At 69.0% G+C, this 25,913-nt stretch carries 26 protein-coding genes and 8 pseudogenes; 19 read left to right on the top strand and 15 right to left on the bottom strand.

Going from position 1 to position 25,913, the window contains the following annotated elements; translation table 11 throughout:
* Window positions 1-53 precede the first annotated feature (53 nt).
* On the bottom strand, window positions 54-1,061 hold the full coding sequence (gene gap, locus OG870_RS04140) for a type I glyceraldehyde-3-phosphate dehydrogenase (RefSeq protein ID WP_327690623.1): 1,008 nt from the start codon (window positions 1,059-1,061) through the stop codon (window positions 54-56).
* A 416-nt stretch (window positions 1,062-1,477) separates the two neighbouring features.
* Between gap and OG870_RS04135 the strand changes: the two genes are divergently transcribed.
* A complete protein-coding gene (locus OG870_RS04135) occupies window positions 1,478-4,249 on the top strand; it encodes an aconitate hydratase (protein WP_327690622.1) in 2,772 nt (923 codons plus the stop codon).
* Between the two features lie 341 nt (window positions 4,250-4,590).
* Here the strand turns inward: OG870_RS04135 and OG870_RS04130 are convergent, their stop codons facing one another.
* Window positions 4,591-5,061 (bottom strand): universal stress protein, encoded by a 471-nt coding sequence (locus tag OG870_RS04130; RefSeq protein ID WP_266593812.1) that lies wholly within the window; start codon window positions 5,059-5,061, stop codon window positions 4,591-4,593.
* 220 nt (window positions 5,062-5,281) lie between these two features.
* Here OG870_RS04130 and OG870_RS04125 point away from each other — a divergent pair, with 220 nt between their 5' ends.
* The 3 genes from OG870_RS04125 to OG870_RS04115 all read left to right on the top strand — a co-directional run bounded on the left by OG870_RS04125 (window position 5,282) and on the right by OG870_RS04115 (window position 6,144).
* On the top strand, window positions 5,282-5,614 hold the full coding sequence (locus OG870_RS04125; protein ID WP_266524100.1) for a cupin domain-containing protein: 333 nt from the start codon (window positions 5,282-5,284) through the stop codon (window positions 5,612-5,614).
* A 72-nt stretch (window positions 5,615-5,686) separates the two neighbouring features.
* On the top strand, window positions 5,687-5,809 hold the full coding sequence (locus OG870_RS48040) for a hypothetical protein (RefSeq protein WP_406348387.1): 123 nt from the start codon (window positions 5,687-5,689) through the stop codon (window positions 5,807-5,809).
* 17 nt (window positions 5,810-5,826) lie between these two features.
* Window positions 5,827-6,144 (top strand): transposase, encoded by a 318-nt coding sequence (locus tag OG870_RS04115; protein WP_266593486.1) that lies wholly within the window; start codon window positions 5,827-5,829, stop codon window positions 6,142-6,144.
* 25 nt (window positions 6,145-6,169) lie between these two features.
* Here OG870_RS04115 and OG870_RS04110 read toward each other — a convergent pair whose 3' ends face one another.
* Window positions 6,170-6,592 (bottom strand): adenylyltransferase/cytidyltransferase family protein, encoded by a 423-nt coding sequence (locus OG870_RS04110; RefSeq protein ID WP_327690621.1) that lies wholly within the window; start codon window positions 6,590-6,592, stop codon window positions 6,170-6,172.
* Between the two features lie 110 nt (window positions 6,593-6,702).
* Between OG870_RS04110 and OG870_RS04105 the strand changes: the two are divergent.
* Window positions 6,703-6,853 (top strand): annotated as a pseudogene (locus tag OG870_RS04105) (IS630 family transposase); the annotation flags it as partial.
* Window positions 6,853-6,984 (top strand): annotated as a pseudogene (locus OG870_RS04100) (methyltransferase); the annotation flags it as partial. The pseudogenes OG870_RS04105 and OG870_RS04100, both read left to right, overlap by 1 nt.
* Window positions 6,985-7,049: 65 nt before the next feature.
* Here OG870_RS04100 and OG870_RS04095 read toward each other — a convergent pair.
* The 3 genes and pseudogenes from OG870_RS04095 to OG870_RS04085 all read right to left on the bottom strand — a co-directional run bounded on the left by OG870_RS04095 (window position 7,050) and on the right by OG870_RS04085 (window position 9,750).
* Complete coding sequence (locus tag OG870_RS04095) at window positions 7,050-7,868, bottom strand: hypothetical protein (RefSeq protein ID WP_327667730.1); 819 nt, start codon at window positions 7,866-7,868, stop codon at window positions 7,050-7,052.
* Between the two features lie 164 nt (window positions 7,869-8,032).
* Window positions 8,033-8,167: pseudogene (locus tag OG870_RS04090) on the bottom strand (IS5 family transposase); the annotation flags it as partial.
* Between the two features lie 68 nt (window positions 8,168-8,235).
* Window positions 8,236-9,750 (bottom strand): hypothetical protein, encoded by a 1,515-nt coding sequence (locus tag OG870_RS04085; protein WP_327690620.1) that lies wholly within the window; start codon window positions 9,748-9,750, stop codon window positions 8,236-8,238.
* Between the two features lie 196 nt (window positions 9,751-9,946).
* Between OG870_RS04085 and OG870_RS04080 the strand changes: the two genes are divergently transcribed.
* Entirely contained in the window at window positions 9,947-10,318 is a 372-nt protein-coding gene (locus OG870_RS04080) for a transposase (protein WP_327690619.1), read from the top strand.
* 134 nt (window positions 10,319-10,452) lie between these two features.
* Here the strand turns inward: OG870_RS04080 and OG870_RS04075 are convergent, their stop codons facing one another.
* Complete coding sequence (locus OG870_RS04075) at window positions 10,453-10,926, bottom strand: RICIN domain-containing protein (protein WP_327690618.1); 474 nt, start codon at window positions 10,924-10,926, stop codon at window positions 10,453-10,455.
* 220 nt (window positions 10,927-11,146) lie between these two features.
* Here OG870_RS04075 and OG870_RS04070 point away from each other — a divergent pair, with 220 nt between their 5' ends.
* On the top strand, window positions 11,147-11,302 hold the full coding sequence (locus OG870_RS04070; RefSeq protein WP_323179512.1) for a hypothetical protein: 156 nt from the start codon (window positions 11,147-11,149) through the stop codon (window positions 11,300-11,302).
* A gap of 19 nt (window positions 11,303-11,321) precedes the next feature.
* Here the strand turns inward: OG870_RS04070 and OG870_RS04065 are convergent.
* Window positions 11,322-12,115, bottom strand: a protein-coding gene (locus tag OG870_RS04065; protein ID WP_266593813.1) for an IS5 family transposase whose coding sequence is annotated in 2 segments (ribosomal slippage) — window positions 11,322-11,797 and window positions 11,797-12,115 — 795 coding nt in all. Because the reading frame shifts where the segments join, the coding sequence is not laid out codon by codon here.
* On the opposite strand from OG870_RS04065, the pseudogene OG870_RS04060 reads away from it, so the two are divergent.
* Window positions 12,080-12,250 (top strand): annotated as a pseudogene (locus OG870_RS04060) (pirin family protein); the annotation flags it as partial. The gene OG870_RS04065 and the pseudogene OG870_RS04060 overlap by 36 nt on opposite strands.
* A 624-nt stretch (window positions 12,251-12,874) precedes the next feature.
* Here the strand turns inward: OG870_RS04060 and OG870_RS04055 are convergent.
* Genes OG870_RS04055 through OG870_RS04045 form a run of 3 tightly spaced genes read right to left on the bottom strand, consistent with a single transcriptional unit; the run spans window position 12,875 to window position 14,331 of the window.
* Complete coding sequence (locus OG870_RS04055) at window positions 12,875-13,084, bottom strand: 4-oxalocrotonate tautomerase family protein (protein WP_266524112.1); 210 nt, start codon at window positions 13,082-13,084, stop codon at window positions 12,875-12,877.
* The gene (locus OG870_RS04050) at window positions 13,045-13,521 is read right to left on the bottom strand and encodes a hypothetical protein (RefSeq protein WP_266593494.1); all 477 of its coding nucleotides are present in this window, start codon (window positions 13,519-13,521) and stop codon (window positions 13,045-13,047) included. Before OG870_RS04050 ends, OG870_RS04055 begins: the two co-directional genes overlap by 40 nt.
* A gap of 42 nt (window positions 13,522-13,563) precedes the next feature.
* Window positions 13,564-14,331 carry an SDR family oxidoreductase gene (locus OG870_RS04045; protein ID WP_266524118.1) on the bottom strand — a complete coding sequence of 256 codons (768 nt, stop codon included), beginning with the start codon at window positions 14,329-14,331 and terminating at the stop codon, window positions 13,564-13,566.
* 78 nt (window positions 14,332-14,409) lie between these two features.
* Between OG870_RS04045 and OG870_RS04040 the strand changes: the two genes are divergently transcribed.
* Window positions 14,410-15,279 (top strand): helix-turn-helix transcriptional regulator, encoded by an 870-nt coding sequence (locus OG870_RS04040; protein ID WP_405626274.1) that lies wholly within the window; start codon window positions 14,410-14,412, stop codon window positions 15,277-15,279.
* A gap of 121 nt (window positions 15,280-15,400) precedes the next feature.
* Window positions 15,401-16,171 (top strand): MBL fold metallo-hydrolase, encoded by a 771-nt coding sequence (locus OG870_RS04035; RefSeq protein WP_266524122.1) that lies wholly within the window; start codon window positions 15,401-15,403, stop codon window positions 16,169-16,171.
* A gap of 15 nt (window positions 16,172-16,186) precedes the next feature.
* Here OG870_RS04035 and OG870_RS48035 read toward each other — a convergent pair.
* Window positions 16,187-16,318: pseudogene (locus OG870_RS48035) on the bottom strand (IS256 family transposase); the annotation flags it as partial.
* 202 nt (window positions 16,319-16,520) lie between these two features.
* Between OG870_RS48035 and OG870_RS04030 the strand changes: the two are divergent.
* The 8 genes and pseudogenes from OG870_RS04030 to OG870_RS03995 all read left to right on the top strand — a co-directional run.
* Window positions 16,521-16,703: pseudogene (locus OG870_RS04030) on the top strand (winged helix-turn-helix transcriptional regulator); the annotation flags it as partial.
* Between the two features lie 130 nt (window positions 16,704-16,833).
* Window positions 16,834-17,682: a hypothetical protein gene (locus OG870_RS04025; protein WP_266593500.1), complete on the top strand. Its 849-nt coding sequence runs from the start codon at window positions 16,834-16,836 to the stop codon at window positions 17,680-17,682.
* Between the two features lie 148 nt (window positions 17,683-17,830).
* Window positions 17,831-18,295, top strand: coding sequence for an ROK family protein (locus tag OG870_RS04020; protein WP_327690617.1), 465 nt, complete (start codon window positions 17,831-17,833; stop codon window positions 18,293-18,295).
* 425 nt (window positions 18,296-18,720) lie between these two features.
* The gene (locus OG870_RS04015; RefSeq protein ID WP_266524129.1) at window positions 18,721-19,236 is read left to right on the top strand and encodes a flavin reductase family protein; all 516 of its coding nucleotides are present in this window, start codon (window positions 18,721-18,723) and stop codon (window positions 19,234-19,236) included.
* A gap of 347 nt (window positions 19,237-19,583) precedes the next feature.
* A complete protein-coding gene (locus OG870_RS04010) occupies window positions 19,584-20,957 on the top strand; it encodes an LLM class flavin-dependent oxidoreductase (protein WP_405626280.1) in 1,374 nt (457 codons plus the stop codon).
* Window positions 20,954-21,457 (top strand): annotated as a pseudogene (locus OG870_RS04005) (ABC transporter transmembrane domain-containing protein); the annotation flags it as partial. The gene OG870_RS04010 and the pseudogene OG870_RS04005, both read left to right, overlap by 4 nt.
* A gap of 94 nt (window positions 21,458-21,551) precedes the next feature.
* Window positions 21,552-22,121 (top strand): annotated as a pseudogene (locus OG870_RS04000) (ATP-binding cassette domain-containing protein); the annotation flags it as partial.
* The gene (locus tag OG870_RS03995; protein ID WP_327692286.1) at window positions 22,118-23,155 is read left to right on the top strand and encodes an aldo/keto reductase; all 1,038 of its coding nucleotides are present in this window, start codon (window positions 22,118-22,120) and stop codon (window positions 23,153-23,155) included. The pseudogene OG870_RS04000 and the gene OG870_RS03995, both read left to right, overlap by 4 nt.
* 125 nt (window positions 23,156-23,280) lie before the next feature.
* Here the strand turns inward: OG870_RS03995 and OG870_RS03990 are convergent, their stop codons facing one another.
* From OG870_RS03990 to OG870_RS03980, 3 genes are read right to left on the bottom strand one after another with little or no spacing between them, the layout of a single operon-like run.
* Window positions 23,281-24,219, bottom strand: coding sequence for a hypothetical protein (locus tag OG870_RS03990; RefSeq protein ID WP_327690616.1), 939 nt, complete (start codon window positions 24,217-24,219; stop codon window positions 23,281-23,283).
* Window positions 24,216-24,704 carry a hypothetical protein gene (locus OG870_RS03985; RefSeq protein WP_266593506.1) on the bottom strand — a complete coding sequence of 163 codons (489 nt, stop codon included), beginning with the start codon at window positions 24,702-24,704 and terminating at the stop codon, window positions 24,216-24,218. Before OG870_RS03985 ends, OG870_RS03990 begins: the two co-directional genes overlap by 4 nt.
* Entirely contained in the window at window positions 24,704-25,900 is a 1,197-nt protein-coding gene (locus OG870_RS03980; protein ID WP_405627023.1) for a macrolide family glycosyltransferase, read from the bottom strand. The genes OG870_RS03985 and OG870_RS03980 overlap by 1 nt, the downstream gene beginning before the upstream one ends.
* Between the last annotated feature and the right edge of the window lie 13 nt (window positions 25,901-25,913).

Below are 25,913 nucleotides of genomic sequence, written 5' to 3'. Positions count from 1 at the left end.
GGTTCCTTCCCTGTGGGTGCAACGGCCGGTCCGCTCGACCGCGGTGAGGCGTTTCACCGCGGTTGATTGACGCCGAGGACGGAGAGCGCTTCGCGGACCATCTGGTGGGTGAAGCCCCACTCGTTGTCGTACCAGCTCATGATCTTGACCAGGGTGCCGTCCACGACCCGCGTCATCGCCGCGTCGACGATCGAGGCCCGGGAGTCGCCGATGATGTCGCTGGAGACGATCGGCTCGTCCGACACGCCGAGGATGCCGCTGTAGCGGCCTGTGGTGGCCTCCGCACGGAAGTGCTCGTTCACTTCCTCGACCGATGTCGGGCGGGCGGTGACCAGCACGATGTCGGCGATCGACCCGACCGGGATCGGGATCCGGACGGCCACGCCGTCGAAGCGGCCGGCCAGCTCCGGGAGTGCCTTGGTGGTCGCGAGCGCGGCGCCGGTGGAGGCGGGAAGCATGTTGGCGGCCCCGGCCCGGCCGCGCCGGAAGTCTTTGCTGGGCCCGTCGATGAGTTGCTGGGTGGAGGTGTAGGCATGGATGGTGGTCATCACGGCCCGCTCCACGCCGATTCTGCGGTCCATCACCTCCACCACCGGGGTTATGCAGTTGGTCGTGCAGCTCGCGCAGGAGATGACCTGCTGCCCGGCCGGGGTGGTGTTCACGCCGTGGACCACGGTGGCCATCGTCGCGGTGCGGGCGGGCGCCGAAAGGATCACGAATCGTGCGCCCGCAGAGAGATGCCGGGCCAGTTCCTCCTCGCGCCGGAAGGCACCCGTGCACTCCAGGACGAGGTCGATTCCCAGTTCTTGCCACGGCAGCTCGGCCGGGTCGCGGCGGCTGTACAGCGGGACGGTGTGTCCGTCGACAACGAGCGCGTCACCGGCAGCGGTGACGGACTTCCCGTAGCGTCCGTAGACCGTGTCGTGGGTGAGCAAGTAGGCCAGGTTCTCCGCGGGGACAAGGTCGTTGACCGCGGCCACCTCAACGCCGTCGAGGTCGTGGAGAATCTTGAACGCGGCCCGTCCGATGCGTCCGAGCCCGTTGATCGCGATCTTCGCCATCCGGAGTTCCCTTCCCATCGTTTCCGGGCAAATGCGGACGAGACCCTTGATCCGTCCTATCACCCCTCCGCTCAGCACGCAGGCGGGATGCGCGAAGCCGGGAGCCCCGCATCCCCTGCCCTGGACTCCCTGATTCGCCCCATTTGCGGGCCGGGTATCGGTGGTCGAGACTGACCGTGGTTCGCTCCGCCCGTCTGGGCGGGTACTGCCCTGCAGGGCTGCGCTGGCCTGTCGACACGGCGGACCGGGGCACGGGTGCAGGGTGGCGACGTGAGGTGACGGCGGGAGCGGTCAGCGAGACGACCGGTACGCGCGTACCAGGGTGGCCGATCCGGGCGCGGCTCTGCGCCGGGAGGCGCTGGTGGGACCCCAGCCCGTGCCGACCTCCGCCCGACCTGTACTGAGGAGGCACCCGCATGTCCCTGGACAGCTTCGCCGCCCGCGGCACGCTCAACGCAGACGGCACCTCCTACTCCATCCACCGGCTCGACGCCCTGCCCGACGCACAACGGCTGCCGTACAGCCTGAAGATCCTGCTGGAGAACCTGCTGCGCAATGAGGACGGCCGCACTGTCACCGCCGACCAGATCGAGGCGCTGTCCAGGTGGGACCCGGCGGCGGAACCGGCGACGGAGGTGCAGTTCACGCCCGCGCGGGTGCTGATGCAGGACTTCACGGGGGTGCCGTGCATCGTGGACCTGGTGGCGATGCGCGAGGCAATGGCTGCGCTCGGCGGCGATCCGGCGCTGATCGATGCGCGACGGCCCGTGGAGCTGGTGATCGACCACTCGGTGATCGCCGACTACTTCGGCGTCCCCGAGGCGTTCGGCCGCAACGTGGAACTGGAGTATCGGCGCAACCGGGAGCGCTATCAGTTCCTGCGCTGGGGGCAGACCGCGCTGCGTAACCTGCGCGTCGTCCCGCCGGGCACCGGCATCTGCCACCAGGTCAACCTGGAGCACCTGGCGCGAGTGGTGTTCGCCGAAGAGGGCACGGCCTTCCCCGACACCCTGGTCGGCACCGACTCCCACACCCCCATGGTCAACGGGCTCGGCGTGCTCGGCTGGGGGGTGGGAGGCATCGAGGCGGAGGCAGCGATGCTCGGCCGGCCGGTGAGCATGCTCATCCCCAAGGTGGTCGGCGTACGCCTCACCGGCACGCTGCCCGAAGGGAGCACCGCCACCGACATGGTGCTGACCATCGCCGAGCGGCTGCGTCAGCACGGCGTCGTGGGCGCCTTCGTGGAGTTCTACGGGCCCGGCGTGGCCGAGGTGCCCCTGGCCAACCGGGCCACCATCGGCAACATGAGCCCCGAGTACGGCGCCACCTGCGCGATCTTCCCGATCGACGCCGAGACCCTGTCCTACCTGCGGCTCACAGGCCGGAGCCCCGGACAGGTGGCGCTGGTGGAGGCGTACGCCAAAGAGCAGGGCCTGTGGCACGACCCCGGCCACATCCCCGGCTACTCGCAGACCGTCGAAGTGGACCTGTCGGCCGTCGTCCCGTCGATCGCCGGGCCCAAACGGCCGCAGGACCGCATCGCCCTGGCGGACGCCGCACGGGTCCTGAGTGCTGTCCTGGACGGCGAGGTGACCTGCGATGCGGCCCCTGTCGGGCTGGACCAGAGCGGCGTGGAGTCCTTCCCGGCTTCCGACCCGGTGTCCGTCACCGGCAGCCACCCCGGCGACCAGCCGGGGTGCCTGGAGGCGGCCGGAGAGAGCAAGGCACGGCCGCCTGAGCGCGTTGCGGTGACGCTCGAGGACGGCAGCAGCATCAAGATCGGGCACGGCGCCGTCGTGATCGCCGCGATCACCTCGTGCACCAACACCTCCAACCCCCAGGTGATGGTCGCCGCCGCGCTGCTGGCCAAGAAGGCCGTCGAGCGCGGCCTGCGGTCCAAGCCCTGGGTGAAGACCAGCCTCGCACCGGGGTCGAGGATCGTGATGGACTACTTCGAACGCGCGGGACTGATCCCTTACTTGGACACGCTCGGCTTCGACCTGGTCGGCTACGGCTGCACCACCTGCATCGGCAACTCCGGGCCACTGATCCCTGCGGTCTCCCAGGCGGTCGCCGAGGCAGACCTCACCGTGGCCTCGGTGCTCTCCGGCAACCGCAACTTCGAAGGTCGCATCCACCCCGAGACACAACTGAACTACCTGGCCTCACCACCGCTGGTCGTCGCCTACGCGCTGGCCGGCTCCATGGCGGTCGACCTCACCCGCGACCCGCTGGGCACCGGCGACGACGGCCGACCCGTGCACCTGCGCGACATCTGGCCGACCCAGGACGAAATCCAGCAGGTGATCTCCACCAGCCTGCGGCCGAGCATGTTCACCGACGGCTACGCGGACCTGTTCACCGGCGACGAGCGGTGGCGGGCCCTGCCCACTCCCGAGGGTGACCTGTTCGCCTGGGATCCCGCCTCGACGTACGTGCGCAAGCCGCCCTACTTCGAGAACATGCCCCGCAGGCCGCGGCCACCGGACGACATCACCGGCGCCCGGGTGCTGGCCCTGCTCGGCGACTCGGTCACCACCGACCACATCTCCCCGGCCGGCGCCATCAAACGGGACTCCCCGGCCGGCGAATACCTGCAAACCCACGGCATCGCTCCCGAGGACTTCAACTCCTACGGCTCCCGGCGCGGCAACCACGAGGTGATGATCCGCGGCACCTTCGCCAACATCCGGCTGCACAACCTGCTGGCCCCCGGAACCGAGGGCGGCTACACCCGGCACCTGCCCGACGGCGAGCAGACCACCATCTACCAGGCAGCGACGCGGTACGCCGCCGAAGATGTCCCCCTGCTCGTCATCGCCGGCAAGGAATACGGCTCCGGATCGTCGCGGGACTGGGCCGCCAAGGGAACCGCGCTGCTCGGCGTCAGGGCCGTCCTGGCCGAGTCGTTCGAGCGTATCCACCGCTCCAACCTGATCGGGATGGGCGTCCTGCCGCTGCAGTTCGCCCCCGGCGACAGCGCCCGGTCTCTGGGCCTGACCGGTGAGGAGCAGTACACCATCCACGGCCTGGCCGAGCTGCCCCACGAGGTCACCGTCGCGGCGGAAGGGGCCGGCGGCACCACACGGTTCACGGCAAGGGTGCGCCTGGACACCCCAACGGAAGCCGACTACTACCGGCACGGCGGCATCCTGCCCTACGCCCTGCGCGCCCTGCTCCCCTCATGACACCGCGGCGAGATCCGCACTGCTGGCTTCCCGAGCATTGACGACACAAAGACGCCCATGAACAGCATCCCCCGGGCCGAATCCGCAATGTCCGGTGGTGGAGACTCGGTCCGCTTGCGGCCGACTCCAGACGGGTCGGCAAGGATGTCGTTGCCCGCCTCCGCCTCCGCCTCCGCCGCCGCTGCAAGCAGTGCAGCGTAGTGATGGCCAAGCGCATCTCATCCCCCACTCGCGAAAGTCGCCGGCCACCGGGGGCACGTGCCCGAGCGTGGCACGCCGCCTCGTCTGTGCGTAACGGGATAGGGCCGCCAAGAGGGCCCTCGCCCACAGCCGGTCCCGCCTCACTCGGCCTGTGTACCGGCGCCCGTCACCTCGACGGTCCCTCGAACGATGATGACCGGACACGTGGCGTGCATCGCGCACTGCTGACTCACGGAGCCCAGCAGCGTGCGACGGAATCCGCCCATGCCCCGGCTGCCCACCACGAGGGCCTTGGCCCCTTCCGCCTCGCTGAGCAGCACCTCGACGGGATTGCCTTTGACCAGGCGCTTTCGCACCTTGGCAGCGCCGGACTCGCCGAGAACCTGGTGCACCTGGTTGACGAGGCCCTGCTCGGCGATGGTTCTGTCGAACGTGGGGTCCACCGCGGGCGCGGACCACCCGTACGCCCAGGGCAGCTCCCAGGCAGCCACTGCCACCACATCACCGCCGATCAGCTCGGCATACTTGACCGCCCACCGCAGCGCCGCATGCGACGAAGGCGAGCCGTCGACACCCACCACGACGTTCAAGGCCGAGTCCCGTCCACCCATGAAATTCGCCCTTCTTCATACACGTCCACACTGTGCGAGATAGGTGTTATACGCCATGCAACCGCAGCCGACAGGGGCGCCTCACCGATCCGGCGAGTAGGTAGGAGTCAGTGCCGGTCGGCGCGTCCAGCCGGTCGCGACGCAACAGCCAGGCGGGACTGGTCGGGCGCACGGCACACCATCGGATGGATGCCGACACACGTACCTGGAGACCGCACACATGCAGAAGATCTCCCTAGACGCACAGGCTCGCGAGCAACTGGAACGGGCCGCCTCCACTTCCAGCGGGCGCAGCGCCACCACCGTCTACGGGGGCCATGAGCACACCCTGCGCCAGACCGTCCTCGCCTTGACCGCCGGAACGTCGCTGGCCGAACACGAGAGCCCTGGCGAGGCAACGCTGTTCGTGCTGCGCGGACGCGTGCGGCTCACCAGCGGCGAGACCACCTGGGAGGGGCGCAGCGGCGACCTGATCGTCATCCCCCCAGCCCGCCACGCCCTCCAGGCGATCGACGACGCAGCGGTGCTCCTCACCGTCGCCAAACCCGGCTGACGTGTGAACCGCACAGGCCAGAGCCGCGGACAGCTGCTCACTTTCGGGCACAGCACCGCCACCAGAGAAGAGATGGCCGCTCTGCTGGACGGCGCCGAGGTGCTGGCCGTGGTCGACGTCCGCACCGCTCCGGAACCCGGGATGACCTCCCCAGCGACCCCAGCAGCTTCGACACCGCGCGAGATGATGCCCTAGTCGACGGCATCCCGCCGGTGGCCGGGCGTCCGGGGCACCCCCGTCGGCGCCCCGACGCCGTGCTGGGCGACAAGGCGTACGACTCCCGGGCTATCCGCCGTGAACTGCGCAAACGCCGGATCATGCCGGTGATCTCCCGCAAGGGCGTCCCGAACATCAAGGGCCTGGGCAAGCTCCGCTACGTCGTCGAGCAGACCTTCGCCCTGCTCCACCAGTTCAAGCGCCTGGCCGTGCGCTGGGAGCGACGCCTCGAACTTCACGACGCCTTCGTCTCGTTGGGCTGTAGCCTCATCTGCTGGAGGCGGCTTAGGAAGGCCGGATCACATCCGCGTTAGGAGCTTACGAGGTCACCGTGGCCCCTCATGAAGCGTCCGCCGCGCGACACCCTTGGATGAGCTCGGTGGTGGAGACACCGGCCGTGTACCGCACAAGCCGCAGCTTCCCCGCATCAGCCACAGGACCGAAGACCTCTTCGACCGCGTCCGCCGTGAGGTCGTCACCGTGCACGACCACGTCGATGCCGTGCCGGTCCAGGAACTCGTTCGTGACACGGTAGGGCGCGTCCGGGAGCACCACATCGACGTACCGGCACGCCTCGATCACCGCGATCCGCTCCGCCAGCGTCATGATGGGCCTGCGCTTGTACCCGGCCACGACCTCGTCCGAGAGCACCCCAACCATCAGCCGCTCCCCGAAGTCCCGCGCGGCCCTAAGCAGCGCGACGTGTCCCGGGTGGAACAGGTCCCCGACCATGTCGACGTAGACGGTCCCGCGCTCAGCCATGCCTGTTGCCCTCTCGACGGTCCCAAGCCGACCAAGACTGGGCCAACCGCCCCCGCTCCGTCAACCATCCGCCGGTCGGCGCCCGAAGCGGCTCAAGAAGGCTCACTCGCCGCGAGGCGTTACCGTGCCTGCTCGCCCACAGCGGCATCACCTTCCAGCCCACCAAGACCTGGAAGGGGTCACCCGGACCGCAACGCCAAGCTTGACCGCATCGAGTGCGTCCTGGCGCGCTTCCCCGACCGCGTCTTCGCGTTCGACGAGTCGTGGTCGACAACGTCGTACGGCAGGGCCAGGTCGCCGACGCCCGCAGCACCTCGCCGGACGTGGTGGGCAGCCGGGCCGTGATCGAACTGATCGGCAGCCACGCGAGGTTGACCGGCACGGCGCTGTAGACGGTGGGCAGCAAGGGCCACGACGGCTTCGCGCTGGCGCGCGTGCTGGCGTAGCCCCCGGCCGCTCAGCTCTTCGGGGTGAGGTCGAAGGCGGGGTAGGACGGCGTGGACAGCCCGAAGCCGGACGACGGGTAGCCGGACGGTGCGGGGGATGCCGTGGGGATGCCGTTGTCGTCGCAGAGCTGGGGCGCGGACGGCGCGAACACGTGGTAATCGACCACGCGCTTGGTCGGGAAGGTGACGTCGTCGCCGACGATCGTGTTGCCCGTGCTGATCTTGGTCGGCAGTTCGCGGTTCTTGAGCGGTGCGCCGACGTAGATCGCCTCCAGGAAGCCGTCGCAGGGGCTGGCCTTGGCCGAGGCGAAGCCCTTCGGCGGCTTCACGTCGTGGACCTTGCGGCCGTCGATGTGCAGTTCGGTGCGCTTGAGGGACTGCAGGGCGTAGTCGTAGTTCACCTCCCTCGAAAGCGGGTCGGCGGCCGAAGTGGCGCTGGACGGCCGGTAGTTGACGCGCCAGTACTGGACCTGGACGGTCACCCGGTCGCACAGGGGCCCGTCGAAGCCGGGCGTGGACTTGGGGAACCGGACCTCTCCCGGGCCCAGGGCGGGCGTGCCGACCTGCCCCCAGTCGACCCAGTCCACCGCCTTCGCCGTACTCCACTTCGCGTTCGGATGGCAGCCGGCCGCGTTCGTGGGGTAGATGTCCGACGGTTTGACCGCAGGGGTGGGCGAGGCCGTCGAAGGGGTGGTGGCCGGGGCCGCCGCGGTCGTCGTCGCGGAGGGGCTGGAAGCGGCGTCGTCACCGCCCCCGCCGGAACAGCCGGCGGCCGCCAGCACCGCCGCAACGATCATGGCCGCACGAACCCGTCTGTGCGCAGTGGTCATCCCGCTTTCCCCCTGTCCACCCGATGGACAATCATGCTCCCAGGTGAAGTTGCCCGTCGGCCATGACGGAAAACTCACGTTTCGCGGGGTTCGAAGCGGCCGGCGGGTCCTCAGAGAGCGTTTCCTTCCGATGTTTCGTCCCGAGATGCGGCTTTGATGAGACATTAGAGCCCTCGCCAGATCGGGGTGGATTCTCTAGTGAGTCGGCGGGCCATCAGGGCGATCATCGCAAGGTAGATCATGGCGGCAGAGCGGGCCGGGAGGGCTTCGTAGTCGCGGGCCAGGCGGCGGTGGTACACACCACCGCCGGCTCTCCGTAGAAGACGGGCAATGCACCCTGCACTGGTTCTGACACCCGGACGACGTGTCAGTTCCCACCGCGGGACCGTCGGGAGAGCGCTAGGGCCATAGCACCAGCCAGCAGCAGCGCGCCGGCCGCCCAGGCGATCCAGCCACCGCCGAATCCGGTGTCGGCCAGCGGTCCGGACCCTGCGGAAGGGCCGCCCGAAACGGAGCCGGACGCTCCGGCCGCGGAGCCGCCCTGCGCCAGCCGCAGGGTCAGCGCCGCGCTGTCGTTGGAGGCGTCGGGATCGAGCCCCTTCATGACCTCCAGCGTGCGGACCTGGCCCGTGGAGACGGCCGGGGTACGGGGGCCGATAGCGACGGTGAACGACAGGACGTGTCTGTCCCCCGGGGCGGGGTCGCCGAAGTAGCACTGGTAGGAGGACCGGCCCATCCGGGGGCCGGGGTCCGACCCGTCGTCCGTGGGCGGCGGCTGGCAGTTGTCCGGGATCTTCGTGGCCTTCGTGCCCGGCGGCAGCTTGACGAGGACCGGGAGGAAGGCGTCGTCGTCGAGGAGGTCCTCCACCACCGCCGGCCCCCGGTCGATCACCGTGGCGTGCAGCGTGGCGTGACTGCCGCGCCGCCCGGTGACGGTGTCCCCGGTGACGGCGAAGTCGGCGTGGTTGACGCTGTTGACGTAGGTGGTGAAGTACGGGTCGATGTTCCCGTCGGACGGCATCACGCCCCTCGGGACCAGGGTCAGCGGGGTCCCGGGGCCGTCCGCCGGGGCCGCGCTGGTCAGCGGGGTGAATTCGTAGAAGATCTTGTCGCGCAGGGCTTCGTCGCCGACCTTGACGCGCAGCGGCGACGACAACGCGTACTGCTGGCCGGGCTCCACCGGGGTGGGGAAGTCGCACAGGGTCTCGCGCACGATGTGCCCCCCGCGGTCGTTCGCGGGCACGTCGCGGCAGTTGGCCCAGGAGCCCTGGAGGTGCAGCCCGGCGGTGGTGTCGATCCGCAGCTCCACCCCCTTGGCCGCCGGGAGTTGGCCGTTGTTCCACACGTCGAGCGGGAAGGTCAGCGTGTCGCCCGGCACCTGGTGCAGCTGCTCGGCGGACGCGCTCACCTTCAGCTGCGTCGCGCCGTTGGTCAGGGTGAGGTGGTCGCCGGTGACGGTGGCGTCCGACGCCGTGCCGGAGACGGTCACGGTGCCGCTGCTGCCGACGGCCGCACCGGGCTTCGGCACCAGCGTGATGGCGTGGAAGTCCGAGGTGGCGGACGCCAGGTCCAGCGTGCAGAGGTTGCCCTTGCAGTGCTCCGACGGTGCCGGCTCGGCGAAGTCGGCCACTCCGGACAGGTCGACGGTCAGGTGGACGTGGTGTGCCGTGGCCCCGCCGGCCACCTTCCACCGGTAGGACAGGTCCACGCTCGCCGGCTCCGTCCCGATGAAGAGCTCGTGCTCGGCGAACTGGACCGTCATCGTTCGTGCGGCGTCCGCCGTGTCGGCGCGGGCCGGACCCGTGCCGAACACCCCCGCCACCAGCGCCACCGCGCCCGCCGCCGCCGTCGCGACCGCGCGCACCCGTGATCGTCTTGCCATCCGACCGAAACCTTCCCCGCGCGCCGGGAGGGTCCCGGCCCGCCGTGCTTCACAGGTGTGACCCGCGAGGTGCGGAAATGGTTGCGGCCAGCCGGGCTTAGAACTCGTAACACGATCTTGTGGATGGGTGCTGGTCGGGCGTGACCGGTACGACGATTCCGCCGTTCGTGAGGTGTGGGGGAATCGGCCGTGGATCGTGGAGGATGAACTGTGGGAGCTGATCGAGCCGTTGCTGCCGCCGTGGCCGCGGAAGGCTCCCGACCCGAGGCCGGTGGATGACTGGCGGTGCCTGCAGGGCATCCTGTACGTGCTCTACAACGACGTCAGTTGGCAGCGGCTGCCGCTGGAGCTGGGGTTCGGCTCCGGACAGACGTGCTGGCGTCGGCTAGGTCGGTGGCATGAGGCCGGCGTCTTCGAGACGCTGCACGGCATCCGGCTCGCCGAGTTGCACGCGGCCGACGCCCTGGACTGGACCTGGGCGTGCGTGGATGCCTCCCACATCCGCGCGAAAGAAAGGGGGCGAGGCGACCGGCCCGTCACCGGTCGACCGCGGGAAGACGGGCAGTAAACACCATCTGATCTGCGACGGGAAGGGCACCCCGTTCAAGGTCATCACCACCGCGGCCAACGGACCGCCTTCCGGCCTCGCGTAAAAGAAGAGTTGCTCGCCCGGCGGCTTCTTGAAGCGGTCGGGAGATCCGTTCAGCCGATGGTGAAGCGCTGGTTCTGGGCATTTCGGTCGCAGCTGGCAGTGCGGTAGTAGCCGTTGTCCTGCTGGTAGAGGCAGCGGCCCGTGCCGACGCTTTGGAGCATGATGGCGCTGCGGGCGGCGGGCTGGACGGTGCGCCACTTCTGGTATGAGCCGCCGTTACAGCTCAGGGGGTAGACGTCGCCCCGGTCATTGCCGTCGAGGCAGCGGTCCCAAGTGTAGTTCTTAAGAGTGGTGCTGGTGTTGAGGCGGCCGTTCCAATGCCACAGGATGCTGCCGCGTCCGCTGGTGCAGCGGTCGCCCTTGAGGCCGGTTTCGTCGGTCTCGCGCAGGCAGTCACCGTAGCGGTAGTTCGCGAAGCGGCTGGTGGCGGTGGCAGCGGAGGCGGGTGTGGGGGTGAGGAGGGGGAGGGCGAGGCTGGCTGCGGCGATGAGGGCGGCGAAGGCTTTCCGGGTCGGGCGGCGCACTGGGGGTCTCCTTGCAGTGGTTTTCAGAGGTACCTCAACAGGATCCCCGAACACCACCGCCTATGCCCGAAAAATGGGGAAGACCCGCTGACGACTCCTCACGGTCCGAGAGGGGCGGGTCATCGTTCTACGAGCCCGGGAGCTTCTCGACCACGTCCTCGGAGCGGCCCAGTCGGCCCCACTCCTTCCGCCTTTGTCTCTGCTCGTAGGAGACGGCACCGTGCCCTCGGGTGCCGTCGTGGAAGTCCCGATCATGGACGACCTCGCCGCGTTCACGGGCGACTTTGTCCTGGATATCGATCGGGCGTGGGACCTGGTGCACGACTTCACCCAGACGTGGGCGGCCGACCCTCTGGGTGAGTGGTGTGAGTTGTAGCCGAAAGCTCGTGCGGCGATCATGAGCGGGTCTTCTTGAGGCGTCGCCAGCAGATGAGGCCGCAGGCCAATGAGACGAAGGCGTCGTGGAGTTCGGTTCGGCGTGCCCAGCGGACGGCGAGACGCTTGAACTGATGGAGCAGGGCGAAGGTCTGTTCCACGACGTAGCGGAGCTTGCCCAGGCTCTTGATGTTCGGGGCGCCCTTGCGGGAGATGACCGGCAGGATCCGGCGCTTGCGCAGCTCCTCGCGGTGGGGGTTGGAGTCGTAGCCCTTGTCTCCGAGCAGCGAATCGGGGCGGCGGCGTGGCCGGCCGGGACGCCCGGCCACAGGCGGGATGCCGTCGACCAGGGCGAGCGTCTGGGTGACGTCGTTGACGTTGGCCGCGGTGGTGATGACCTTGAGCGGGGTACCGCGGCCGTCGCAGATCAAATGATGCTTGCTGCCCGTCTTCCGCCGGTCGACCGGTGACGGACCGGTGTCCGCTCCCCCTTTTTCGTGCGGATGGGGGAGCCGTCCACACACGCGCGGGACCAGTCGAGTTCGCCGGCCGCATTCAGCTCGGCAAGCAGAATGCGGTGCAACTGGTCGAAGACGTCGGCCTGCTGCCAGCGATCCAGACGCCGCCAGCAGGTCTGTCCCGAGCCGAACCCTAGTTCCAGCGGCAGGAGTTGCCAGGCTATGTGGTTGTGGAGGACGTACAGGATGCCCTGCAGACACAGCCGGTCCGCCACCGGCTGCGGGCCCGGCGACTTCTCTGGCCGGGGCGGCAGCACGGACTGTCCATGTTCTGGAACTGGATCGGCCGCACCCAGGAAGAGATCGTGCAGGCCCGTGAGGACTGGATGACGGGGTCGCGATTCGGCGAGGTGAAGGGGTACGACGGCGCACCGCTGCCGGCTCCTGAGCTACCTCCGGTGGCATTGAAGCCGCGGGGGAGGATGCGCTGACCTGCTGAGATGCGCCGACGGGGTTGTCGGGGGCGGAGAGCGGGGCCTTCCACCCCTGAGGCCCGATCGACGCAGCGGGTTGAGTGAGGGACGGGATCCGGGAGCCCCTGCACGGGCGTCGCGTCGCCACCGAGATCGCTGACGACGCATGGACCGAGTAACGCGGACCGATACCCACGCAGACCGATACCCGGTCGGCCCGACCTGCCTCCTGACGTCTGGATCTCGTTCAACACCGCCGCGGTGACTCACAACTGAGCATCAAGGCAGGGAAGCCGCCGAGCGCACTCGGCGGCACCGCTCGCGCCGGCCTGGGCAACGCGTTGGGTCAGCGGGTTGCTTTCCCTACACACGGTCACTGTCACCATCGCCCTCGCTTCCCCCGGCAATTGGCGACAGACAATTACGCGAGCCCATCAGTGCGGAGGCCAGCAACCGCTCTACCAGCAACCGCTCTTTCAGCGACAATCCCGCCACGCCGTCCATCGCGGGCAACCTGATCAGGGAGACGGTGGCAGACCGACGGCACATCGAAGCTCCGGTGGTTCAGGGCGACTTGGCAAGGCCGCCCCGCTCAACCGGAGCTTCGTCGCGTTCGGGACGGCCGCACGCGCGTGGTCGGCGTCAGGCGTCGCCGTTGAGCATGGCGGCGGTCAGGACGTTGCCGGCGACGCCCCAGCCGCCGTCGACGACCTCGTCGATGAGCACGACAGTGGTGGGACGGGCCCGCTCACCGTAGATCTCCGCGTACAGGTCGGTGGTTCGCTCGATGATCTTCTTCTTGTCCTCGGCGGTCATGGTGCCCGCGGGGACCTTGAAGTTGGCGAAAGGCATGGGTCTTTGTCCTTTGTGTGGGTTTCTTCCATGGGGTCGGAAGTCTTTGTCCGAGGGCGGTGGCCGATGACCGTTCCTCGACTGGTGTCGGCGGGGTCAGGGCTGACGCAGGGAGTGAGCAATTCGTCGATGCCGACGCGGTGGAAGAACTCCGCGCGAATCCGGTCGTAGATGATGGAGACCACTTCCCGGCCCTCACGTCCCGGCGGAAAGATGCGGCTCGGGGCCTCGGTCATTGGCTCCCTGAGCCGGCCGTAGGGCTCTTCATGCTTTGCGGCACGGACGGTTTCAGCCGGTGCGCCGACGGGAGCGAAGTGGTTCTTCTTGACCTGGGCGAGCGCGGCGACGGTGGGTGTGTTGCGGCTGTTGGTGGCGCGCATGCCGGCGTCGACGATGTGGCCGGCCTCGGCCAGGGCCCGTGCGGTGAGTTTCCCCAAGGACCGGATGCGCCCTGATCACCACGTCCTTCGGCTGCACACTCACACCATGCCCCCGTTGGCCCGCAGGATCTGGCCGTTGACCCAGTGCCCTTCCGGGCTGGTGAGGAACGCGACCACGTTGGCGATGTCCTCCGGGGTGCCCAGCCTCTCCAGCGGCGGGGTCTTGGCGAGCCGGTCGATCTGCTCGGGCGTCTTGCCGTCGAGGAACATGTCCGTGGCTGTGGGCCCGGGGGCGATGGTGTTCACGGTGACGTCCCGTCCGCGCAGCTCGCGGGCGAGGATCAGCGTGATCGATTCGATGGCGCCCTTACTCGCCGCGTACGCGCCGTACGCGGGGAATTGAGTGCCGACCACGGAGGTCGAGAACCCCACGAAGGAGCCGCCCGTACGCAGGCGCCGGGCCGCCTGCTGGGCGACGACGAAAGTGCCGCGGATGTTGGTGCGGTGCACGGCGTCGAGCGCAGCGAGGTCGAGGTCGGCGATGGGCGACAGAGCGAGTCGACCGGCGCAGTTCACCACGACATCCACGCCGCCGAACTCCTGCTCCGCCTGGTCGAACACCGTGGCGACCGCACTCTCGTCCGCCACGTCCGCCTGCACGCAGATCGCCCGCCCGCCGGAAGCGGTGATCACCGCCACCGTCTCCTCGGCGGCAGCCGCGTCGTGGGCGTAGTTCACCACGACGGCCAGGCCGTCCCGGGCGAGTTTGCCGGCGACCGACCGGCCGATGCCCCGTGATCCTCCGGTAACGACGGCAACCCGCGCGGCCGCCGGTTCATGAGTTCGAGCTTGGTGGTTCGTGGTCATGACCTCCACGATGCGCGACTCTGAACAGCGCAACCAGGGGATGTCATCCCCTGGGCCAACGGCCCGGCCGAGCACAGAATGGAGGGCATGAGTTCCGCGAAATACACCGAGCTGGGAGCGTTCCTGCGTTCGCGGCGTGAACGCATCCGCCCGGTCGACATCGGGCTCCCGACCGGGCCCCGGCGCCGGGTTCCCGGGCTGCGCCGCGAGGAGGTCGCCCAGCTCGCCGGAGCATCGGTGGACTACTACAACGAGCTTGAGCGTGGAGCCGGGTCCCAACCGTCCGAGCAGATGATCGCCGCGCTGGCGCGGGCCCTGCGCCTGAGCGCCGACGAACGCGACTACCTGTTCCACCTCGCGGACCGCCCGGTGCCCGTGCAGGGTGGAGCGGCCTCGCACGTGCACCCCGGCATGCTCGATCTCCTCGATCGCCTGGCGTCGACACCGGCACAAGTCATCACCGACTTGCACGTCACCCTCGTGCAGAACCCGGTCGCGGTGGCCCTGGTCGGAGACCAATCCGGCTTTCGAGGGGCTCGGGCCAGCTTCGTCCACCGGTGGTTCACGGAGCCCGACGCCCGACGTCTTTACCCCGAATCCGATCACGAAGCCCAGTCCCGTGCCTTCGTCGCGGATCTACGGGCCGCTGCCGCGCGCAGGGACGCGAAGGACACCGAAGCCACCTCGATGATCCATTCGCTGCTCGGCGCCTCCTCCGAATTCGCCACGCTGTGGGCCGACCACGACGTGGCGTTCCGGCGGGACGACCGCAAGCGCCTCAACCACCCCGCGCTCGGTCTGATCGAGGTCAACTGCCTCAATCTGTTCAGCGAGGACGGCCGGCAGCGCCTGCTGTGGTTCACTCCCGCAGCCGGTACGGACAGTTCCGGCCTGCTCGACCTTCTCGCGGTCATCGGCACTCAAGAAGTCGCCGAACCGGCACCTTGACGACCTGCCGGCTTGGATCACCGTGCCCTTCAACAGCGGCTCGGACCACAGCGGGGACGGTCGCATAGCACGGTGAGAAACTGTCAAATCCTGTGGATCACGCGTTCTATACACTCGCCGGATGACCAGCGATCTTCTCTGCCTCACTGTCCTGGGGTGTGCGACGCCCTATGCGAGCGTGGACAACCCGTGCTCCGGCTATCTGGTGTCCAGCGGTGAGACTCGGGTCTGGATGGACGCGGGCAGCGGGACGTTGGCGCAGCTGCAGCGGCATGTGCGTCTTGATGAGGTGGACGCGATCTGGATCTCGCACCTACATGCCGATCACAGCGCGGACCTGCTCACCGCGTATTACGCGGCGCTCTTCGCGGACATTGAGCTTGCCGCGCCCATCCCCCTCTACGGACCGCCGGGCATCGCTGACCGGCTGGCCCACTTCCTGACCAACAGCTCGATGCGCAGTCCGGTCGAGTCCGCCTTTGCCATCCATGAGTTGTATGACGGGCACCAAGCGCGCGTCGGTGCCCTCACCTTGACCAGCCGTGCAGTGGAGCACGGCATCCCGGCCTTCGCGGTGCGCATCGAGGCCGAGGGCCAATCGCTGGTCTACTCCGGGGACACAGCGCCGTGCGCGAACCTCACGCAGTTGGCCGACGGGTGCGATGTGCTGCTGTGCGAGGCCGAGAGCACCCAGGTGCCCGCCGAGGGCGACCAGGTGCACCACACGCCTGAAGACACCGGCGACACGGCCAGCGCGGCCCTGACAGGCCGGTTGATCGTCACCCACGTCGGCCGTTCCCTTACTCCGCAGCAGGCGGTGGCACGTGCCTCGGCCCGGTTCAACGGTCCCGTCGATTACGCCGCACCCGGTGTCACCTTCTCGATCGGCTAGGCCGTAACGCCCCGGGGGGCGTTCGATGAGGTGGCTGCGTTCGAAGCTGGTTCCGGCGCGGACGAGGGTGACGAGGTGGGGTGCGTTCACTGATCGCCAGCGGGTCTGGGCGGCTGATGAGAAAGCGTCGTTCGAGGCCCGGCGGCCTCCCATTCGGTGAGCCCGGCGGGTCGACCATCGGGCGTTGTTGCGCCCCCGAGGCGTTGGTTTGGACTGCGCCGCCAGGCCTACGCGTTGCGTCCCATCGTATGGGTGAAGCCCTCGACGACCTTGTGGTGGAAGGCTTCCTCTTCGGAATGCGGAGGCGCGGGAACATCGCGGTTTCTCTTCGTGCCTCGGTACTCATTGACTGCCGGTCGTGCGCAACCTCAGGCACGGGCCGCGCCGCTTCACCGAACTCAAGCGGGCAATCGACGAGATCAGCCAGCGCATGCTCGCCGTCACCCTGTTGGAGTGGAGCGCCAGGCACCTGGCACACATCGACACCGCCCGCGCCGCGTACGACGCCCGCCCCGACAACCCGCCCACCTAACTTGCCCGTTACGCACTTATTGCACAAAGGATCTTCACTCTTTCCCACCTGATTTCATATGATGCGGAGATCAACAGGCCCGGCCGGAGGGAGACTTCGGCGGGCCTCTCAGGTTCCCGTGGGGGGATTCATGCGCATACGCGTTGCGGCCGCCGTAGTTTCCAGTTCCGTCGTTCTGTCCGCGCTCGCTCTTCCGGTCGCCGCTCAGGCGTCAGAGCGTGCGGGTGCGTCGGCGAAGCTCAGCTCCTTTGCCTCGAAGACCGTTCGTCCGAACGACTCGCTGGGCAACACCAAGTTCTCGAACGCGGTCATCAACGGTGGCAAGGACATCGTCCTCGGTACCACCGGCACGAAGTCCGTCACCGTCTCGTACACCGCCACCGACCAGAACGGCGTCGCCCTCACCGAGGCCTTCCTGTGGCAGGGCACCGACAGCTCGACCACGGACGGCATCACCGGCGGCCTGGGGACGGACGACGACCCCAGCTGCACGGAGACGGCGACCCAGGGTGTCTACAACTGCAAGGCCGTCTTCAACATCCACCCGGCCACCGACATGAAGGACAACGGCGTAGCCGGGACCTGGAAGCTCTTCCTGGGTGGGTGGGACCTGTACGCGAACGCCAGCTACAACGACGACGTCGCCACGGTCGCGATCAAGAAGCTTTCCACGCTGACCGCCGATGCCGCGCCCGAGCCGGTCAAGAAGGGCAAGACCATCACGGTCACGGGCAAGCTTGCCCGCGCGAACTGGTCGACAGGCAAGTACGCGGGCTACGCGTCCCAGCCCGCGAAGCTGCAGTTCCGCAAGAAGGGCAGCAGCACCTACAGCACCCTCAAGACCGTCCAGACCAGCAGTACCGGCGTCCTGAAGACCACCACCAAGGCCACGGTCGACGGGTACTACCGCTACGTCTTCGCGGGCACCGCCACCACCGCCGCCTCGACAGCGCCCGGCGACTTCGTCGACGTCAGGTAAGCACCGCGGCGCCGAGCCACTCGGGCTCAATCAGGGTGGCGCCGAACTCAACAAGTCGGAGTCGGAAAGCCGCCCGGGTCTCGCCGGCCGCGGGACCATTCGCACCTCGACGGCGCACTGGCGGCAAATCCCCGGCCTTTCCTGACTAGTGACGGACAGGGCGCACACGCTTGGCCCTTCGCCCACAGAGCCGCTCGGCTCGGGTGGCTCCGGCCGCGCGCAGTCGTGCTCGCGCGGGCGGACCGGATGCCTCCAGCCCGAGGTGTCCGACCACGCCATGGTGCGGCGCGCGGCCGAACAGGGGCTGCGGGCCGGATCGTTCAGCGAACTGTTGGACCAGGCGCTGGCCGTTGACGCGCAGGGAGCGGCGCTCTTCCGCCGTCGGGCTCGGCTCGTAGGCAGGGCGGCGGCACTGCTCCTCGACATGTTCGACCCCGAGGTCCTGGTTGTCGTCGAGCTCGGTGTGGGACGGCTGCCGGAGTGCCTCGCCGATCTGCCCGCGGAAGTGGCCGAGCGTTCCTGGGTCTGTGACGACCCCGAACGAGCCGTGGTGCTCAGCAGCTTCAACGGATGGTTGTTGGCCACCGCCGGCGGAGCGGTGGCGCTTGGGTAGCTGTATGCGGACTCGCTGGGCCATGGCCCGCGCTGCCCGCCGTCTCCTGAGCGGATTTGCGTTCCGACTTAATTCAGAAAGTTGCTTTGTTGACCGGCTCCCACCGGAACCTGATGATGGATTCATGACCGGTCGACAGCGGATTCCCCAGCGCCTGCCCTCAGCGGCATGCCGCTGCCGGGTGACTGCGCCGGTCTGCGTCTTTGCCCGACGCTTCTGTTGTTGCTCCTGTCCGGGTCGCCGATAACCAGACGCTGATCCACGGGAGCACACCTCACCTGGGTGTGTACCTCTCTGCGCATGCGCGCCTTGTCTCTTCGGGCTGCCCGTTCTCTGACGTTTCACGTTCGTGAGCAGACCCCGCCTCGTCGTGTGCCGATTCCACTTCTTCTTCTTGTTCTTCGCCGTTCCATCCGGGAGAGACGTTGACTGTCACCGCGCCTTCGTATTCCGCGCCACCCTCCACCGGGGGCATCGCGCCGCAGCGCTACAAGAACGTGTTCCGCAGGTACCCGGCCGGCGTTGTCGTGGTCACCACGGACGCCGGCCTCGGGCCGGTAGGTTTCACAGCCACTTCGCTCGCCTCCTTGTCGCTCACTCCGCCACTGGTGTCCTTCGGTATCGGGACCACGACCTCCTCCTGGCCTCATGTCGAGCGGGCCGCCACCGCAGTGGTCAACTTCCTCGGCGCCGACCAGCAGGCACTGGCCACCAGGTTCGCCACCAGCGGCATCGACCGGTTCGCGGCGCCGACCAAGTGGCGGCGACTGCCGGAGGGCGAGCCAGTCCTCGATGACGTGGCCGGATGGCTGCGGCTGGAGATCGAGCAGTTCGTCCCCGCGGGCGATCACAGGATCGTCATTGCCCGCGTGGTGGACTCCTGGGTCGACGAGGGGCGCAACCCGCTCGTGTTCCTCGACGGTGCCTATCACTCGCTCTGACCGCCGGGTCCAGGAGGCGGTGGACTGTCCGACCGGGCCGATCCCGAACTGCCCCTGCCCGACGAGCTGTTCGACGCGCCGTTCGACACGCTGGACGCCGTCACCGCGCGTTCCCCGTGCGACCCGCGCCGCCAGGAACACCGCGACACGCTGCTCCCCGCTCGCGGCGCGACGCGGCACCGGCCACCGCCTCTTGAGGAGACGACACCCCCATGTCACGCAGTACCGAAGACCGAACCGAAACACGGACTACATCGACTACATCGACTACACGTACGGAATCCCGGGAGGCACCGAACACTCGCCGTGAGGCCGACCGCAAGCCGCTGCATCTGAACGCGTTCCTCATGTCCACCGGTCACCACGAAGCCTCCTGGCGGCTTCCCGAGAGCCCGGCAGAGGCGAACTCGGAGCTCGAGCACTACAAGAACCTGGCCCGGATCGCTGAACGCGGCAAGCTGGACTCGCTGTTCCTCGCCGACAGCCCCGTCCTGATGGGCGACCCCGGACGACGGCCCGGCGCCCGGCTGGAGCCCACCGTCCTGCTGACCGCGCTGGCGGGGGCCACCCGGCACATCGGCCTGATCGCCACCGCTTCCACCAGCTACAACGAACCGTTCAACCTGGCCCGCCGGTTCGCCTCGCTGGACCATGTCTCGGGCGGCCGGGCCGGCTGGAACATCGTCACCACCGCGGGCGCCGAGGCGGCCCGCAACTTCGGCCTCGACGACACACCTTTGCACAAGGACCGCTACCGGCGGGCCGCGGAGTTCGTCGAGGTCTCCACCAAGCTGTGGGACAGCTGGGCGGACGACGCGGTCATCGCCGACAAGGAACGCGGCGTGCACACCCTGGCCGAGCGGGTCCGTCGTGTCGACCACGTCGGTGAGTTCTTCCGGGTCGACGGACCGCTGAACGTCCAACGTCCGCCGCAGGGCTACCCGTTGCTCGTCCAGGCTGGCTCAAGTGAAAACGGCAAGGACTTCGCCGCCCGGTACGCGGAAGCCGTGTTCACCGCGCAGCAGACCCTGGAGGAGGGCATCGCCTTCTACAAGGACGTCAAGCAGCGTGCGCGGCTGCTCGGCCGCAACCCGGACGGCATCAAGATCCTGCCCGGCATCGTCCCCGTGATCGGTGACACCGAGGCACAGGCACGGGAGTTGGATGCCGAGCTCGACCGGCTGATCGTCCCCGAGTACGCCAAGCGGCAGCTCGCCAAGACCTTGAAGGTCTCCCCGGACGTACTGGAACTCGACGCGGAACTTCCCGGCAACCTCCCCACCGAGGACGAGATCGAGGGGTCGAAGAGCCGCTACACGCTCATCGTGGAACTCGCCAGGCGCGAACAGTTGACGGTACGTCAGCTCATCGGTCGGCTCGGCGGCGGCCGCGGCCACCGCACCTTCGCCGGTACGGCGGAGCAGGTCGCCGACACCATCGAGCACTGGTACGACAGCGGTGCGGCCGACGGCTTCAACATCATGCCCGCCGTGCTCCCCTCTGGCCTGGAGCTCTTCGTGGACCGGGTGGTGCCGATCCTCCAGGAACGCGGCCTGTTCCGTACCGAGTACACCGGCTCCACCCTGCGTGAGCACTACGGGCTCCCGCGCCCCGCCAACCGGCTGTTCGAAGGCGTGGAAACCGTGGAAATCGTCGACACCGTCGATACTGTCGCCGCCGGCGAGGGCCACACCGGCATCGCGCTGGCGGCGGCCCGGTGACCGACTGTCCGCGTCCCGAATCCCGAGCGGCCCAGCAGCCGTCGGCCGGTTGGATCCGGCGGCTGCTGGAGTACTGCCTGCGCCACCGCGCCGACCTCCTGCTCGCCTTCGGTGCAGCCGTCGTGGGCGCCGCCGCCACCGCCGTGCTGCCCCTCGTCCTGCGCCACGTCGTGGACGGGGTCACGGCGGGCACCACCGCCTCGCTCACCCCCTGGACAATCCTGCTCGCCGGACTCGGTGCGATCCGCTTCGCGGCGGGCTTCACCCGCCGCTACCACTCCGGGCGGCTCTCCCTCGGCGTGCAGTACGACCTCCGCAACGACGCCTTCGCGGCATTGCTGCGGCTCGGCGGCGCACAGCAGGACAGCCTGCGCACCGGGGAGGTGGTGAGTCGCTCCATCTCCGACATCACCCTCATCCAGACGCTGCTGCAGTTCCTGCCCAACCACACTGGCAACGCCCTGATGTTCCTGTTCTCACTGGTCTGCATGGCGCTGCTGTCCCCATCGCTGACCGTGGTGGCCCTGATCGTCGGCCCGGTGCTCTGTCTGATCGCCCTGCGCAGCCGCCGCACCCTCTTCCCCGCCAACTGGCACGCCCAGCAGGAGGCCGTTGGGGGTGGTGCCGCAGGAGCCGCACCTGTTCAGCGGTACCGTCCGGGACGCCATCGCCTACGGACGGCCGGAAGCGACCGACGCCGAGGTGGAAACCGCGGCCCGCGCCGTCGGTGCCCACGAGATGGTCGCCGCGCTGCCGCTGGGCTACCTCCAGCCCGTGGGGGAGCGGGGTCGCGACCTGTCCGCCGGGCAACGCCGGCTCCTCGCCCTCGCCAGGGCAGAACTCGTCGGCCCCGACATCCTGTTGCTCGACGAGGCCACCGCCTCACTCGACCTGGCCACCGAGCGCAGGGTCGCCGCGGCGACCCAGGCCCTGTCCGGCCGGCGTACCACCGTTGTCGTCGCCCATCGGCTGACCACCGCCGCCCGTGCCGACCGGGTGGTGGTCCTCGACGCGGGAGTTGTCGTGGAGAGCGGCACCCATGCCGAACTCCTCGCCGCGCGCGGCCCGTACCACCGTCTGTGGCAGGCCTTCGCACAGGGCGGCCGACCGGCCACCACGGAACCCCTGAAGATCAACGAACTCGTCAAGGAGAACGCACGATGACGGAGTACCGCAACCTCGGACGCACCGGCGTCAAGGTCAGCCCGCTGTGCCTGGGCACCATGATGTTCGGAGCCCGCGGCAACACCGACCATGCCGACAGCGTCCGGATCATCCACCACGCCCTGGACTCGGGCATCAACTTCGTCGACACCGCCGACGTGTACTCCGCGGGGGAGTCCGAGACCATCGTCGGCAAGGCACTGGCCGGCGGGCGGCGTGACAACGTCGTGCTCGCCACCAAGTTCCACGGAAGCCTCGGCAGCGACCCCAACGAGCAGGGCAACAGCCGCCGTTGGATCGTCCGTGAGGTGGAGAACAGCCTGCGGCGGCTTGGCACCGACTGGATCGACCTCTACCAGGTGCACCGTCCTGAGCCCGACACCGACTTCGACGAGACGCTGGGCGCTCTCTCCGGCCTGGTGCAGCAAGGCAAGATCCGTTACATCGGCACGTCCACCTTCGAACCCTCCGCCATCGTCGAGGGCCAGTGGATCGCGGAGCGCCGCGGCCGGGAACGCGTCGTGGCCGAGCAGCCCCCGTACTCCCTCCTGGTGCGCGGCATCGAACGCGAAGTCCTGCCCGTGGCGCAGCAGTACGGTCTCGGGGTGCTCTCCTGGAGCCCCCTCGCGGGCGGCTGGCTCTCCGGGCGCTACCGGCAGGGTGCGGGGCAGCCCGCCTCCAGCCGTGCCGGCGGCCAGGCGGCCCGCTTCGACGCCACCTCACCTGAGAACGCCGCCAAGCTGGCGGCCGCCGAGGCCCTTGCCCAGCTGGCCGAGGAGGCCGGCCTCACTCTCGTACAGCTGGCTCTGGCCTTCGTCCTGGAACACCCGGCGATCACCTCGGCGATCATCGGGCCGCGCACCTTCGAACAGCTCGACAGCCAACTGGGCGCGGACAAGATCCGGCTGACCCGCGACGTACTCGACCGGATCGACGAGATCATCCCGCCCGGCACCAACCTCTCGACCCGCGACGCCGGTTACACCCCGCCCTCGCTCACCGACTCCGCGCTGCGCCGTCGGCCGCGGAACTGACGCGGCACGGGGCGAGAGCCGGGTGGCCGCCTCCCTGCCGGCCACCCATACCGCGTCAGCACGAACGGCCCGGACCCGGTCACGCCGTCACGGCACTTCTGCTGCAAGCGCTCTGGTCGAGACCCTCATGGCAACGGGTCGCCTTGCGCGACGGTCGTGCCGCGGTGGGCGCGGATGACCGCGATCACCGTGTCCGCGGTGCGGTCGAGGTGGCTGCGGCCATCGGGCAGCTGAGCGGTTGGGCTGATGTAGCTGCCCGGGCCGAAGTGAGTGGCCGGGTCGAGCCGATGCTCGGTGATCTTCCCGGCGCGGCGGGCCCGGTTCCATCCGCTACGACGGAACAGCCGCCAGCGCTGAGGGAAGATCCAGGTGCCGACCCGCTCGATCTGGTCGTTCGCACTGGTGAGCTGATACAAGTGCTCGGCATGAGTGAGGTCGTTGGCGCCGTTGTGGAACCCACCGAGCGTGATCAGCAGGAGCGGGCAGCCTAGCTGGGTGTGCAGTTCGGCCACCGCGCCCGTGGCGACCTGGGCGCCGCCGCTGTAGCTGAGCAGCACCACGGGGACACCGCTGTCGGGCCGGTAGCCGGCGAGCCGGAGCTGAGTGGCGATCTGGGAGCCGACGGCCCGGTTGTACAGGGGGCGGTAGCGGTGGTCGGCGGCGACGAAGGTCTGCACGACATTGTGCAGGAACAGCAGCAGCCCGATGTGGCGGCGCAGCCACGCCCACACCGGCCGATCGGCAAGCGGGTCGGCCAGTGGTGAGTAGGGCTGCACCTGACCCAGCACCCGCAGCTCCGGCGCGCCGGCGATCAGGGCCCTGACCAGTTGGCCGCCGTCCCGGCTGTCACGGACGCGGCGTTTGCCGATGCCGTCGAGGTAGACCAGGTAGGCATCCGGGGGGCTGTCAGGGGCCGCACCCCGGGCGTAGGGAACGCCTTCCGGGAGCTCGCTGACAGGGGCCCGCCAGCCGGCGGCGTAGGCAAGTACCTCGTAGCGGGCCAGCAGAGCTTCGGCCAGCAGAACAGGCCCGATCAGGCAGACCCAGAGCAAGTAGTCGTTCATGCGATCGACTCCTGTGCTGCGTTCGCGCTGATCCTGACGACAAGACGCCGAACAGCCTCCACGGCGAGACCGAGCCCGGCCCCGGCGACGGCGACGCATCCGGCGGCGCTCCACCAGCCCAGCCCGCTCGCCGAGGCGAGCGGGCCGACCAGACCGGCCCCCACCCCCACAAAGAGCAAGAAGTGGAGCAGAGGCCCAAGCAAGGGGAACGCGAGGACGGCAGCGAGCACCAGCGGGGCGACCACGCTTGGCGTCCACACCAAGCCGGCGCCCGGCGGCGGAGAGGACAGCGCCAACCCGGCCAGGGTCCACGCAGTCAGCGGCCACAGCGCGAACACAACACCCTCGACGAGGCCGGCGGCCAGCAGCAACTTGGCCACGAGAGTCCGCGACATACCGGGTCGGCGCGCTACCAGAGGCACGATGCGCCCGGCGGCCTCCGACAGCCCGGCGAACAGCAGGAGGACAACGACGGCGGATGACATCACTCAGCCTCGATGCGCCGGATCGACGGAGACGACTGACTCACCGAGCCGGCCGCTTGCAGGTACCGCTCGAGTTCATCGGCGGCGCGCCGATATCCCCCCGCTTCGCGCTGGGCGACCTGCAGTGTGCTCGCGGCTGCCCGGAACCGGGGTTCGTGGAGCAGTTGCTGGGCGAGGGCGCGCACCGAATCCCTTGAGACGTCCTGGGTACGGACCGACAGACCGGCGCCGAGTTCGACGACGCGCCGGGCCACCATCGGCTGATCGGCGCCCTGCGGGACCACCAGCAGCGGAACCCCGGCGTACATGGCCTCGTTGACGCTGTTCATCCCGCCATGGGTGACGAACAGCGCCGCGCGGGCCAGCACCTCCGGTTGTGGTACGAAGCGGCGGGCAAGCACATTGGCCGGCAACGGACCCAACGTCTCGGGATCGGTCTGCCCGGTGGAGACGATCACGGTGCCGCCCAGCGGGGCGAGGGCGGTGGCCAGGTTGCGCAGCAACTGAGGGTCGGCGTTGAACACCGTGCCCAGGGAGGCGAACAGCACCGGGTCCCGCAGCCGATCGACCGGGAACGACACATCGACCGGCCGGGCGCCAATGCTTGGGCCGACGAACCGGTAGCAGTGGTCGAAGTCCTCGACGGCAGGTTGGAACGCCCGTGAGGTGTAGACCAGATTGAGGGGCTGGCGGATGTTCGCCAGGTCGAGGAGGGGCAACCCGCGCGCGTTAAAGCGGCGGTGCAGCGCCCAGCGGGACCGCAGGTAGCCCTGGACACTGCGGGGTTGTGCCGTCGCCGCGGTCAGCAGTTCCCAGGAGCCACGGGTGGGGCTCGGGACATGCCGGTTCAGGGCGAACGTGGTGAACGAGGAGGCTGCCGGCACCCCGAGTTCGCGTGCTGCTACCGCGCCCCACAGACAGGCGCTGTCGTGGACGATCAGGTCAGGACGGTCGCGGCGCAGGTCGGTGAGCACAGCGGGCAGCATGCGAACGGCGGTGCTCGCGAGTGACTCCATCCACGTGACCGGCGTCGGCGGATCGGGAAACGGCCGGTCGCCCCCGGGGTACAGGTGCACCGTCGCGCCGGTTGACTCGATCTCCTCACGGAACGCGGGCGAGGTGTGGTAACTGACGGCGTGGCCGCGCCGAACCAGCTCGGCCACGACCGGAAGCGTCGGGTTGATGTGCCCGTGCATGCCGATACTGAGG

This window comes from Streptomyces sp. NBC_00461 (assembly GCF_036013935.1).
Classification (GTDB): Bacteria; Actinomycetota; Actinomycetes; order Streptomycetales; family Streptomycetaceae; genus Streptomyces.
Note: the sequence above shows the minus strand (reverse complement) of the source record. Positions and strands in the feature narration are given on the sequence as shown.